We start from the raw sequence: 12,247 nt of genomic DNA, 5'->3' as shown, positions 1-12,247 counted from the left end.
AGCGCTGATATTTGATGCGTGAGTACTGATATCCTGGCTGTGAATGCTGATATAGCGGACGTGTGCTGATATCCCGGGTGTGAATGCTGATATAGCGGACATGTGCTGATATCTCGAGTGTGAGCGCTGATATTTGATGCGTGAGTACTGATATCCTGGCTGTGAGTGCTGATATAGTGTACGTGTGCTGATATCTCGAGCGTGAGCGCTGATATTTGATGCGTGAGTACCGATATCCTGGCTGTGAGTGCTGATATAGTGTACGTGTGCTGATATCTCGAGCGTGAGCGCTGATATATGCCGCGTAAGTACTGATATCTAGTACACTAATGCTAAATCCCGACATTGTGGATTTTTATAAGTCCTCTGGCAAGCAATAAGAATAAACCGACCGCTTTATTGATTAACCTCTTTAAAATTTACAGATATGACTTCATCTGTATCGGGATGAAATTCAATATCAATCAACACACCAAATTCCCTGTTACTTTCCTTTAACCATAGTTTAAATTGTTCTACTGCGTTGTCACCTTTCGTCTTCTTCCCAACATGTAAATAATCAATAATTTGTGCATTTGGATATTTCTTACTCGTTTCTTTCATGGCCATTCTGCCCCATTTTGCATAGGAAGGAATCGCCTCTTCCTGTGCTTGAATTGGCTCCCATAATGAAAAGAACGAAATAGATCCAATCATTAAAATACATATAACTGTAATTGCTGAAATAACCTTTCTCATTACTTCATCCTCCTCCCAATTTTATATTTTGCAATTCAACCATTTACTATGTAGCGTTTCGGAAATATTTTTCATTTCCCGGGGAATATCGACATATTTCTTGTAAGTTCTGTCGAAAAATAGCCTTTATGAAATAAGAATATTTGATTACAATACCTTCTGAAATCCACGCCCACGATTTTTTTCTTATGCCCTACAAGTTATAATGATGATAGTAATAAAAATTACGATTAACCTAACAGAGTCAAAACTTTTCCCTTATAGAAAGGAACTATAAATACAATGACATCACATGAACCAATTAATAAAGAAACATTAGATGAATTACGCATTAAGATTACAAGATTTGGCATGGCTTATAAATTTGCATTAGATGAAATTAGTACGAAAGTGAATATATTGAAAGAGGAATTTCGTTTAGTACATGATTACAATCCTATTGAGCACGTAAATACACGTGTGAAATCAGCCGAGAGTCTTATCAAAAAAGTACAAAGGAAAAGCTTACCTTTATCATTAGAGGCCATTCAAGAAAATATTAAGGATATCGCAGGAATCCGAATTATTTGTTCGTTTGCATCTGATATTTATCGGATTAGCAAGATGATACAAGCACAATCTGATATTGAAGTAGTAGAAGTGAAGGACTATATTCAACATCCAAAATCGAATGGTTATCAAAGCCTCCATATTATCATGAAAATTCCCGTTTTCATGTCAGACCGTAAAATACATGTGTATGTAGAAATGCAAATACGTACGATTGCAATGGATTTCTGGGCGAGTTTAGAACATAAGATTTACTATAAGTACAATAAGCAAGTGCCTGCGCATTTAACTAGGCAATTAAAAGAAGCTGCAGATACTGTAGCTGAGCTTGATCGCAAAATGGAGCATATTAATAATGAAATTAATATTTTGAAGGGAAATGATACATCAACTGATACGGAAGAACTGTTATTTAATCCGAGGGAAATGATGATACAGATGTTGAAAGATATGGATGTATCCGAACAGTGAAGATGAATTAAGAAGGATATCTATATAAATTTTTCCTATAATAAAAACTAAATACTTTAAACACCCTAGCCAAAAACTATCCTCACATTTCTTAAGGATAGTTTTTTTATTAAAATATTTAGAAGCCAATCCTAAATTAATTGTCTTAATTTTCCCTAAACAGGTGAACCATTATGGTAATATTGTATAAAAAGACACTTAACTTAATGGCAGATTAGTAGGAGGATTTTTATTGATATTCATTGGCTTTGTCGTCATAGTTATCACACTTTTAGCAGTAGAAAGGCATCTAAACAAAATGAGGAAATCATAAATTTATTAAAAGAAATAAAGGAAAATCAATAAGCTAACTAGTGCAACGGTTTAACAGCAATCGATATATGGAGAGGGGTTTTTCGAATAAAAAGAATAATTATATTAGTTCTATTTACAGGGTTAATAAGTGCCTGTTCTAACAATGAAGAGGTAACTCAACATAACTATCTATTTGTAGGAGAAGGAAAATACTGGTCGGCTGAATTAATATATAAAGCAGAAGAAGTATGGGGTAAAGATGCCGATGATATAAACACGTATTCAAGTGAAGATGAGTATACCTTTAAGTTAACATATAAAGGAGATTTAAACGAAATTGCTTCCATGAAACAATTAGATTATGAATATAACGGTCCAACTGGAGGAGGTAGTTTATCGGAAACCTTTGATGAACCTGTCTCTGTTAAAGAGTTTACTTCAAGGGGTGGTGGATCTGGAGCGATTATGAGGAAGGATATGGTCGTTCATGTTGAAGTGAAGTGGGACGATAACGAGGAATCTTTTGAATTAGTTGTAAAAGAATGAGTGATTGTGGAATTACCTAGTTGATCCCTGTTCAGCAGCGGGCCATTATCTAGAAAAATACTTTTGAAAGTAGGTTACAAAAATATGCTGATAATGAATCTGAATAACCAATCCGTTTAATTGAGAATTATTATCAATTGTTGTATATTAGATAGTAACGATACAAATAATTGAGTTAGGAGAAGATATAATGCAAATATATTGGACTAAAATAAATAAAATTATTGATGAAACGCCTGAAGTTAAAACGTACCTCCTTGACTGTCCGGAAGACTTTACATGGGAAGAAGGTTCCCATACACACTTCGGACTGGAAGGTTTTAATGCCGGAGATAAACCAAATCGCAGCCTAATTCGCCACATGTCCATCTCCACTTTACCACATGAAAATTCAATCGGTATCACAACACGCATCAGAGAGCAGTGCTCTGAGTTTAAATCGATTTTAAGAAACCTTGAAGTCGGCAATGAAGTTGCAATATTTAAAACCCATTCGAATGTACCACTTAAAAGAGAAAACAAAAATGTTTACCTGCTGTCATCGGGTGTTGGCCTAGCAACTTTTAGACCGCTTGTACTTGATTATTTCGAACGTGCTGACAACGTCAATCAAATTCATTCCCTAAACATTGATTCAGCAAAAGAATTCTTATTCCCTAATATTTTTGAATCCGCGCCTGACAAGAAGTTCACATCACAGTTTGTCGATAACCGTAAAGACTACTATGAAGAAGTGAAAAATCTTGCTGCAGACAAGGATGGACTCTTCTATGTTGTTGGTAGTGATGAATTCCTCGTGCAGAACATTGAAGTTCTACGTGAGCAGGGCATCAAACCAGAACAGATTATGCTTGACAAGCGTGAACAACAACTGCCTGAGTTTTTATCATTTGATTTATCCATTTAAGCGAATCAAAATATTTTCTTGTTAAATACTAACTAGATGTTCCATTAATGGGCGCTTTTCTTTAATAGGAAGGCGTCTTTTTCTTTTATACAAAAATGTTATTCGAATATTATGTTAGTATGGGAAGGAGAGATTAAGTGAGTGAGCGGGCGGGATTTGTTTAATAAGGAGACACATTATAATGACAAAGCAATTGAAGCATTTTGAAAACAAGGTGGCGCTAGTGACCAGGAGGGCTGTGATTATTTGAAGAACAATATTACATCAAAGAAGCATAGTATCATTAGCTATATTTCTTTGGTTAATGGCATTATTTGCTTTTTTATTGTATTTATAACGCCGACAAGAATAGCAAATATCGGGAATTCAGTTGGTGATAATATAACATTTTTACTTACGGGAACTGGCATCGTACTATCCCTCATTGGAATAGTTAAGAAAACGGAGAAAAATGTAATCCCTATTATTTCTTTAATCCTCTCATCGTCTTTCTTTATATTTTGGATCATTGTGATTATCTTATTGTTCACTGGTCAAATCGGCTTTGCTCCATAGTGAAAATAATTTAAAACTGAAGGGATATCGGGGAACCAAGGTTAGATTATTAAAATCCAAATTTTAGTTCCAATGTTCGGGAAAGGGGCTAATATACTTGATCATCTTTGTAGAAATTTTACGTGCAGTTGCTAGCGCATTACTTGTTTTGAGTTCCGCATTCTATTTACGGCATTTAGAAAAGACTAAAAAACAAAGAAAACTTTCAACCCTTGAATTTACAATGTACATAATCATACATATCGCATATATTTTCATTGCAATCAGTTTATTGATTTCAGTATTTATTATTAATTGATTAGTGCTGGTAATGCTGTTGTTTTCGGGAAGTAGATTTATACGGACTGACATTGAAGTTGCAGCTTATTTTTGAAAAGGAAATTGTGTAATCATTGCTCATTAGTTTTACTTATTATTATGAATTATGGAGCTAAAGGTCAAGTTTGTTAAGGAGTTAGCCTAAATAAATACTTTCAAATACACGAGGTGATTATGTTGGATAATGAACTCATAATAGTTTTCTTGGCTGTTTTTTCTGCGATTATTGGAGGCATGGTTATATTAAATACAAGGAAACAGAGTAAAAAGAAGAGATAACGGAGTCCATTATGAAATGGCTGAACATAACACATACATAAAGTTGTAAAAAGACTTATAACAAAAGCTTGGGGATAATCTTTCTACTTTTTTTATTTTTTACTTATAAAGGAAGCAATAAATTATAGCTTCTTATGGGGAGGATAGTATGTTTAAAAAGAATATTGGAATCCCAATAATTGCATTTCTTTTTTTAACCGTAAAGCAATTCATTTTTAACAGTGACATACATTGGGTTGACAACATTATTTTTTCTGTGCTTTTATTTTTAATTTATCCTATTGGGAAGTGGATAAACAAACCATATGATTGGAGTAAAAGGAAAAAGGAAAGATAGGGTGATTTTTCTATAGCAGTAGACTGCCAATCTTGAATTAAGGATAGCACCTTTCACTATAAGGTAAAGAGAAATAGGACTATACCATTTAATATTGATCATTAAAAATACCAGTCTCTTTCGCATTAAGTAGGCTGGTATTTTTTCTATGTAACCATTTAAGATATCCACAAAAACAGGAAACACACATCAACTGCTTGTCAATGTTGTCCACCTTTTAGCATATGAATATAGTAATAATGTATTTAGGGGGTTGAGAAAGAGATGCAGATGACAAGGTGGGTTTGTTATGCAATTGGCTACGTTTTTATCACATCAGGAGTTATTAAATTAATTAATGGTGATTTTAAAATAATTTTTGCGAATTTGGGTATTCCTTATCCAGAACTCTTATTGTTTCTCGTTGCAATAGCAGAAATTGTGTGTGGGACTTTAATTTGTGCTCGAATGTATATAAGAAAGGCTTCGTCCATACTAATTGTTATTATGTTAGCTGCCGTTCCTCTGACCAAATTACCTCTGCTTTCAAGTGGAGCCTTCTTACACTTCTTATTTGAAGCTAGGCTAGATTTTGTAATGCTTCTTTTATTGTTAGCAGTTTATAAATACAATTAACCATTATTGGAAATCTGTTGATAATTAGTTAATAACAGCACTTTTATTCCACATTATTGCTATTTATCCACAAACTTATCAACATATGCACAAATGTTCGTAGTTATTTTGTTACCGAACATTTTTTCTATACCATATATTGTATTTATCTACAGGTATATCCACACGCTGTGGATAATACCTGTGAATAACAAACAGCTATCTTCCATCCAGAAGATAGCTGTTTTCTTGTGTATAAATTTATGAACAGAAGTATACAAATGAGCTTATTAAATTCTTTCTTAAAGAAGGACACGTCCAGCTCCAGCGCCTAGCGAGACTTCCCTCACCTCCGTACGATAAGTCAACATCGACTCACTGTTAAGGAAGGTCGACTAAAACCGGCCTTTGCGGCCAACGTCGACATACCCCTATGAAGGGGCATGTTTCCTTTATCTCCTGCGGCTCAGTCCAGTCCGTACGTCACTAAACGGGCGCTTCCGCTTTTGTTCTTTATTGTGCTCCGAGTTCAAAAGTTGTTTCTTTTCGTTTTCCATTGCGATAATAGGTTACTTTTACCTTTTCCCCAATTTTCTTTTCTTGATATAAAATCTTGCGTAAATCAATCATTGACATTGTTGGTTTATCATCTAGTGCAGTAATTACGTCCAACTGCTTTAAACCAGCTCTATCAGCCGGGGATAACGGTTCGACAGTCCAAACATATACTCCGCCTTCTACATCCTTAGGTAGTTTTAAAGTATCCTTCCATTCCGCTTGCGGGACTTCATCTAGTGAATAGATTTCTACGCCTAAGTATGGCCGAACCACTTCTCCGGTATTCTCTAATTCATTCATAACTGGCAGTGCAAAGTCGATGGGAATAGAAAAAGCAATTCCTTCCACCGCTTCTTGGTTAATTTTCATCGAATTAATACCAATTAATTGGCCGGAAATATTAATAAGTGCCCCACCACTGTTACCCGGGTTGATTGCCGCATCTGTTTGAATTACTTCCGCCTGCCAATCCGCTCTACCATCTTGATCAAAATCTTGTGGTATCGTACGTTCTTTTCCACTTATTACACCTTGTGTTACTGTACTTGAGAACATATGACCAAGAGGATTTCCTATCGCAATAGCAGGTTCGCCTACCTTAACATTACCGGATGAACCAATATCTATTACCTTTTCTACATTTGAGGCGTCCATTCGTAATACAGCTAAATCGGTAAAAATATCGCTTCCGATTATCTCTGCTGGAATGGAGGTTTCATTATATAATATAACCTCAACCTCATCTGCACCTTCAATAACATGATGGTTTGTCACAACATAAGCATTTCCATCTTTTACCTTATAGATAACCCCAGACCCTGTAGCAACCTCGCTTACCTCTGATTGATGCCAATAATCAGCACTTTCCATGAGATTCGAAACACCTACAACTGCTGGGGTAACCTTATTCACTATTTCAGTAATTTGAGTGGAGACATCTACATTAACAGAAGTATTAATGATTTCACCAGGAATTTCACCCTGACCATTCTGCTCCATATTCACTTTATTGAAGCTCTCTGTCTTTTCATTTTGTGTTCCAGCAAAAGATGGTATAACTTGAACTGCGAGAAATACTCCAATACCTAGTCCAACTAACATGGATAAAACCCAATAATATTTGCGTTTCTTTCTACGATGTGGATTTGGGGGATACCCTTCGTTATAATAGCCCATATATTTTCCCTCTTTTTATTAGTATTTACTATTACAGTAGTTTTCCTACTTTTAGGGAAAATACACGGGAAAATTAACTTACTTCAAATAATGATGTTGGCTCTTCTGGATCCGTGTCATATAAACCAATGTTAATTCCGCGTTCTTGAAGTACTTGATCAACAGACATACGTGCTAGATCTTTCATATTGTTATCTAAACTTAAGTGTGCTAAATAAATTCGCTTTGTACGATTACTAATAATATCTGCTAATGCTAATCCACTATCTTCATTAGAAACATGGCCGGAGTCCCCTAAAATTCGACGTTTTACACTCCAAGGATACCTGCCCATACGTAGCATTTCCACATCATGATTCGCTTCAAAGATATAGGCATCTGCGTCTTCCACGGTCTTCTTAATTCGCTCAGAAACATAACCTAAGTCTGTCACAAGCGCCACTTTCTTCCCGTTACTGTGAAATGTATAAAACATTGGTTCTGCTGCATCATGGGATACACCAAATGATTCTACATCCATATCCTCAAAGGTCTTAACTTCTTCCATCTGAAATAAAAACCTTTGATCTACTGACAATTTTCCAATTGACTTATCCATAGCTTTCCACGTTTTTTCATTTGCATAGATTGGTAGATTGTATTTGCGTGCAAAGATTCCTAATCCTTTAATATGATCACTATGCTCATGTGTAACTAAAATACCAGATAGATCAGACGGATCTACCTGGATTTTTTGAAATAATTCAGTAAGCTTCTTTCCACTTAAACCAGCATCCACTAATAACTTCTGCCGTTCTGATTCGATATAAAAGGCATTTCCTGTACTCCCAGATGCTAATACACTAAAACGTAAAGTCATTTTTCTATTTCACTCCGATTTTTGAACTGTTGCTTTTTGTTTAACAAGTCTAAAAATGGTTCAAATTTCTTCTCATCTTTATCATCTAAAGAATGAATCTTATAGATGTTATCTTCAATCATAGTATTAAGAAAAGTTTTATCGAAGCTGGAGAATGTAAAACCTTCAATAGCATTAATAAAGTAATTACGCTCCCCGCCATTTACCGTTACATTCCATGTAGGAGCAAATACTTGCTCTCCCTCTTCAATTAACCTGGAATAATATCCTAACTCTATTTTTGTTACTTTATCATTAGGATGCAAATCGTTTGAATTATATAATGCTTCAATAGCTTGCATTTGCTGAATTAATGGCTTAGAACCAGAACCTTGAGCATCTGTTTTACTTAATAAGGTTTCTGTATAATGTGTTATTTCATTTTTATCATTTAAATAGACCAATAAAAGGCCAGGTCCATGTTCATTATAATACACCGTACGACCTTCAATTTGCTGGAAGAAAATCAACACATTTAAATCCTTATACCAATCCCAATATACGAATTCGTCCGGAAAAAATATTTGACCTTTTACTAAATCAGATATTTCTTGTTTTGTAGCATTCTTCGGGATAGGTATTGGATCATCTAGTTGAGATACAATAGAATTACCATTAATAACAGCTGTTTGTTGCCCATCTTTATTTTGAATCTTTTCTAATTCTTTTTCATCAAAAACTCTTTCCGAAGTTAAAATATATGTTTCTTCTTTTACATTCGTATCCAATTCAGGAAGACTTATATTATCTGCTTCTAATTGGTCTTCGATTGTCGTTTCTTGGCTAAAAATAATCCCTAGATCGGCATCTTGCTGCTTATGAACAAATTGAAAGACTAAATAGATATTAAGAATTAGGAAACTAAGGATAAATAGTGTTTTTATATGACCCCATTGCATCTCTTAGTCCCCCCTTTTTATTTTTCATTTTCTTTAGGATTAATTGGAATCCACTCTTTATTAATTTGCTGTTGTATAAACCAACTTGGTTCATAGACGATAATGTTTTCATCCTTCTCATAATTTAGTTGATATCCAATTTGTATATCGTTTATATCTTCAAGTTTATAATTTTGCTTCAGATAATCTAAGATTTCATCACTAGAAGGTAGTGTAACCTCATTATCACTAAGAGAGTTATTGCTACGGAAAAGCGGACGATTATACTCTATTAATCGTTGTCCCCATCTTTGTTCCATAATGCTTAAAGGACTAAATACTGGATATCCACTATAATACATCTGATAACGAATGACATTTTCATTTGTATTAATATCCATTAATTTAAATGTTTCTGTCCATCCCTGGTAGGAGTTTATATCTGAAATACTTTTGTTTAATAAATCCTCTGCAAATAAGGGTTCTTGATTTTCATTAATCGAACCTGGACTGATATACTCTATTCTTGCTTCATCTTGTGTCACACTCATTTGGCTACTATCCGTAAAATACGTTGTCCCTAGATTAGTATAATTCGATTGTCTTACAATAGAGGGATCTGAAAATAATACATCAACTAGATTATTCGGATTGATTTTACTGAATGTCTTTGTTTGTCTTGTTAATTTTATAGGTCCTTCAGGAATATATATAGACCTATCGTTTCCATTTTTAAATACAGATAATTTTCTAAGATCTTGTTTTTCTAAATAAGATGCTAATTCTTCATAGTTCTTTCTGTCTTGGATAACAGCAACAGCTTTATCCCTTCCATCTATAGAAGGAAACTCAACTCTTATAACACGTAATTCCTTATCCAATGTGAGATAAACCTTATCAAATGACCATATTGGTAATTCTAAATTGTTAACTTGAAAGGTAAAAATATTATCTAATAATTCCATTGGTAAAGGAGTGGGAAAAGTAATCTCTACATCATGTGCACGATTATTGTCCTCTATCTTTTCTAATTCAAAGTTATACAATTTCCATTGTTGAATTTCCTTAAAAAAGTCGCTTTGTTCTACTGGATTTTTGAACCCATAATGCTGATTTAAAACTTGAAAAACTATTTGCCTCGGTTCAATGAGTGTACGAATGGACTCCTCCGTACCATTTAGACTAAAATCCTCAGGCTTCGCATCACTTAATAGTTCTATACTTGGTTTATAATTCCACATTCCAAACGTAAGTAATAAACTAGTTCCTATTAAAAAGATTAAAATAAATGATTTTATCGTTTCAAGTTTCATCATCTACCCCTCCGCTTCTGATTCATCAGCGGAAGTGTAAAGAGAATAGTTGTCCCTTTACCTTCTTTACTTTTAGCCCAAATTTTACCGTGGTGGGCTTCAATGAGTTCTTTTGTAATTGCTAGTCCTAATCCCGTTCCACCTAATTTTCTTGATCTTGCCTTGTCAGCACGATAAAAACGTTCAAATATCTTGTCTAATTTATCGTACGCTATTCCTATTCCTTCGTCTTTTACACTTATCAACAAGTGATGTCTTTTCTGCTCTACCTTAAGTCGGATTTCTCCACCCTCAGGGGAATATTTAATTGCATTTGAAATAATATTATCCAATACTTGGGTCATTTTATCTTTATCAATCCAAACATAAAACAGGCCTTTAGGTAGTTCACGTTTAAAAGTAAGTTGCTCCGGAATATTCATTTCTAATCGATCTATCACGTGATGGAAATAACCTATAAATTCCGTTCGTTCCTTATGCATTGGATATTCATCTTGATCCAGCTTAGATAATTGCAATAGATCATTGACCATTCTAATCATACGGTCTGTCTCGTTTTGTGCAACATTTAAAAAGCGTGGAGCAATTTCTTTATCTTGCCAAGCCCCTTCTGTTAATGCCTCAATGTAACTCTTCATCGTCGTTAAAGGTGTTCTTAGTTCATGAGATACATTTGAAACAAACTCTCGTCGTTCTTGTTCTACCTTTTCTTGTTCTGTTACATCGCTTAAAACAGCAATAAACCCAGTTATTTCGTCCTCATCGTCAACTACAGTAGAGAAGTTAGCCCGAATTAATAAAGGTTCATCATCTTCACTAAAATCAATAATAATGGAACCACTATCTTGGAGCTCCGTTATATCAACAATTTTATCTTCTAATTGTAAAACATCTAAAAAGTAATCCCCGATAATATCATCAGGATTTTGACCGATTAATCTTCCAGCAGATTCATTTGTCAGCGTGATGATTCCAGAATTATCAATTGAGATAACTCCATCTGACATGTTCAATAGTACCGAGCTTAGTTTTCGCCGTTCCTCTTCAATTGTTGCATAGGAGTGTTTTAATCTACTATTTAAATCATTAAAAGTCTCAGCCAATTGGCCAATCTCATCTTTACCATAAACATTTACTTTCTGTGTAAAGTCCCCTTTAGCCATTATTTGTGCCTGTCTTCGCATTTCCATTATTGGCTTCGTAATGGTTCGAGCCACTAATATGCCTAAAAATGCGGATATACCTATAGCTAGGATAGACCCTTGAATAAAAATATCATTAATTTCATTTAATTGGTCGTAAACGGTTTGAATGGGAGCTTTAGCATAGATAATACCGACAACTGTACCTTCTTTGTCATATAAAGGTAATGCTTGTACATATACACGCTCCTGTGTTTCCTCATCCAACATGATATCGTCTTTAAAGGAATTAAAGAATAACGCATTATCAATAATATCCTGACTTGTTTTCTTACCAATATCTTTCTGATAGTTAGAATCATTAGTCCCAATAATACGACCTTGATTATTAATCACCTGAATACTTGTTAATGCTGTATCAATACTTATCTCATCTACTATTTGCTGAACTTCTTGATGTAATGTTAGTCCTTCCCCGTCTTCCGTTCTTTCCTTATTAAAAGCTTGTTCTAAATTATAACTAAGCAAGTCCATACGCTCACTAATCGATTCGGTGTAGTTCATTAAGAGCTCATCTTCAAGCTTTTTCATAAAAAAGGTACCTATTACCTGCATTGCTAATAACAGTAATAGAATGTATATAATAATGAATTTTAATTGTATAGAACGGAAAAAACCAACTTTATTCATGAAA

At 34.3% G+C, this 12,247-nt stretch carries 12 protein-coding genes; 6 read left to right on the top strand and 6 right to left on the bottom strand.

Translation table 11 applies throughout. The features are described 5' to 3' along the window. Positions 1-396: 396 nt before the first annotated feature. Positions 397-738, bottom strand: a complete 342-nt coding sequence (locus tag ACFQ18_RS07065; protein ID WP_083452613.1) for a YqzG/YhdC family protein — start codon at positions 736-738, stop codon at positions 397-399. 282 nt (positions 739-1,020) lie between these two features. Here ACFQ18_RS07065 and ACFQ18_RS07060 point away from each other — a divergent pair, with 282 nt between their 5' ends. From ACFQ18_RS07060 to ACFQ18_RS07035, 6 genes are all read left to right on the top strand, one after another. After that, positions 1,021-1,758: a GTP pyrophosphokinase gene (locus ACFQ18_RS07060; RefSeq protein ID WP_060668981.1), complete on the top strand. Its 738-nt coding sequence runs from the start codon at positions 1,021-1,023 to the stop codon at positions 1,756-1,758. A gap of 639 nt (positions 1,759-2,397) precedes the next feature. After that, positions 2,398-2,598, top strand: a complete 201-nt coding sequence (locus ACFQ18_RS07055; protein ID WP_204798087.1) for a hypothetical protein — start codon at positions 2,398-2,400, stop codon at positions 2,596-2,598. A gap of 190 nt (positions 2,599-2,788) precedes the next feature. Beyond that, a complete protein-coding gene (locus ACFQ18_RS07050) occupies positions 2,789-3,505 on the top strand; it encodes a dihydropteridine reductase (protein ID WP_060668979.1) in 717 nt (238 codons plus the stop codon). A gap of 246 nt (positions 3,506-3,751) precedes the next feature. Further along, positions 3,752-4,060: a hypothetical protein gene (locus tag ACFQ18_RS07045; protein ID WP_047186170.1), complete on the top strand. Its 309-nt coding sequence runs from the start codon at positions 3,752-3,754 to the stop codon at positions 4,058-4,060. A gap of 745 nt (positions 4,061-4,805) precedes the next feature. After that, positions 4,806-4,994 carry a hypothetical protein gene (locus tag ACFQ18_RS07040; protein WP_047186199.1) on the top strand — a complete coding sequence of 63 codons (189 nt, stop codon included), beginning with the start codon at positions 4,806-4,808 and terminating at the stop codon, positions 4,992-4,994. Between the two features lie 264 nt (positions 4,995-5,258). Further along, the gene (locus ACFQ18_RS07035) at positions 5,259-5,609 is read left to right on the top strand and encodes a DoxX family protein (protein WP_204798088.1); all 351 of its coding nucleotides are present in this window, start codon (positions 5,259-5,261) and stop codon (positions 5,607-5,609) included. 492 nt (positions 5,610-6,101) lie between these two features. Here ACFQ18_RS07035 and ACFQ18_RS07030 read toward each other — a convergent pair whose 3' ends face one another. The 5 genes from ACFQ18_RS07030 to walK all read right to left on the bottom strand — a co-directional run bounded on the left by ACFQ18_RS07030 (position 6,102) and on the right by walK (position 12,243). Beyond that, positions 6,102-7,322, bottom strand: coding sequence for a S1C family serine protease (locus ACFQ18_RS07030; protein ID WP_060668976.1), 1,221 nt, complete (start codon positions 7,320-7,322; stop codon positions 6,102-6,104). Positions 7,323-7,395: 73 nt separating this feature from the next. Next, on the bottom strand, positions 7,396-8,181 hold the full coding sequence (locus tag ACFQ18_RS07025) for an MBL fold metallo-hydrolase (RefSeq protein WP_060668975.1): 786 nt from the start codon (positions 8,179-8,181) through the stop codon (positions 7,396-7,398). Next, entirely contained in the window at positions 8,178-9,119 is a 942-nt protein-coding gene (locus ACFQ18_RS07020; RefSeq protein ID WP_060668974.1) for a two-component system regulatory protein YycI, read from the bottom strand. Before ACFQ18_RS07020 ends, ACFQ18_RS07025 begins: the two co-directional genes overlap by 4 nt. A 17-nt stretch (positions 9,120-9,136) precedes the next feature. Then, positions 9,137-10,411, bottom strand: coding sequence for a YycH family regulatory protein (locus tag ACFQ18_RS07015; protein ID WP_060668973.1), 1,275 nt, complete (start codon positions 10,409-10,411; stop codon positions 9,137-9,139). Then, positions 10,411-12,243, bottom strand: a complete 1,833-nt coding sequence (gene walK / locus ACFQ18_RS07010) for a cell wall metabolism sensor histidine kinase WalK (RefSeq protein WP_047186177.1) — start codon at positions 12,241-12,243, stop codon at positions 10,411-10,413. The genes ACFQ18_RS07015 and walK overlap by 1 nt, the downstream gene beginning before the upstream one ends. Positions 12,244-12,247: the final 4 nt, after the last annotated feature.

The sequence above is a fragment of the Oceanobacillus caeni genome, from assembly GCF_042678465.1.
In the GTDB taxonomy this organism is placed as follows: Bacteria; Bacillota; Bacilli; order Bacillales; family Amphibacillaceae; genus Oceanobacillus; species Oceanobacillus caeni.
The sequence above is the reverse complement of the archived record's forward strand: the minus strand, read 5'-3'. Positions and strand labels throughout refer to the sequence as shown.

What these genes read in the sequence shown, in the direction of transcription:
- walK (WP_047186177.1), bottom strand. Translation starts at nt 12,243, where the DNA reads ATGAATAAAGTTGGTTTTTTCCGTTCTATACAATTAAAATTCATTATT.
- ACFQ18_RS07050 (WP_060668979.1), top strand. Translation starts at nt 2,789, where the DNA reads ATGCAAATATATTGGACTAAAATAAATAAAATTATTGATGAAACGCCT.
- ACFQ18_RS07015 (WP_060668973.1), bottom strand. Translation starts at nt 10,411, where the DNA reads ATGAAACTTGAAACGATAAAATCATTTATTTTAATCTTTTTAATAGGA.
- ACFQ18_RS07065 (WP_083452613.1), bottom strand. Translation starts at nt 738, where the DNA reads ATGAGAAAGGTTATTTCAGCAATTACAGTTATATGTATTTTAATGATT.
- ACFQ18_RS07040 (WP_047186199.1), top strand. Translation starts at nt 4,806, where the DNA reads ATGTTTAAAAAGAATATTGGAATCCCAATAATTGCATTTCTTTTTTTA.
- ACFQ18_RS07025 (WP_060668975.1), bottom strand. Translation starts at nt 8,181, where the DNA reads ATGACTTTACGTTTTAGTGTATTAGCATCTGGGAGTACAGGAAATGCC.
- ACFQ18_RS07030 (WP_060668976.1), bottom strand. Translation starts at nt 7,322, where the DNA reads ATGGGCTATTATAACGAAGGGTATCCCCCAAATCCACATCGTAGAAAG.
- ACFQ18_RS07020 (WP_060668974.1), bottom strand. Translation starts at nt 9,119, where the DNA reads ATGCAATGGGGTCATATAAAAACACTATTTATCCTTAGTTTCCTAATT.
- ACFQ18_RS07035 (WP_204798088.1), top strand. Translation starts at nt 5,259, where the DNA reads ATGCAGATGACAAGGTGGGTTTGTTATGCAATTGGCTACGTTTTTATC.
- ACFQ18_RS07060 (WP_060668981.1), top strand. Translation starts at nt 1,021, where the DNA reads ATGACATCACATGAACCAATTAATAAAGAAACATTAGATGAATTACGC.
- ACFQ18_RS07055 (WP_204798087.1), top strand. Translation starts at nt 2,398, where the DNA reads ATGAAACAATTAGATTATGAATATAACGGTCCAACTGGAGGAGGTAGT.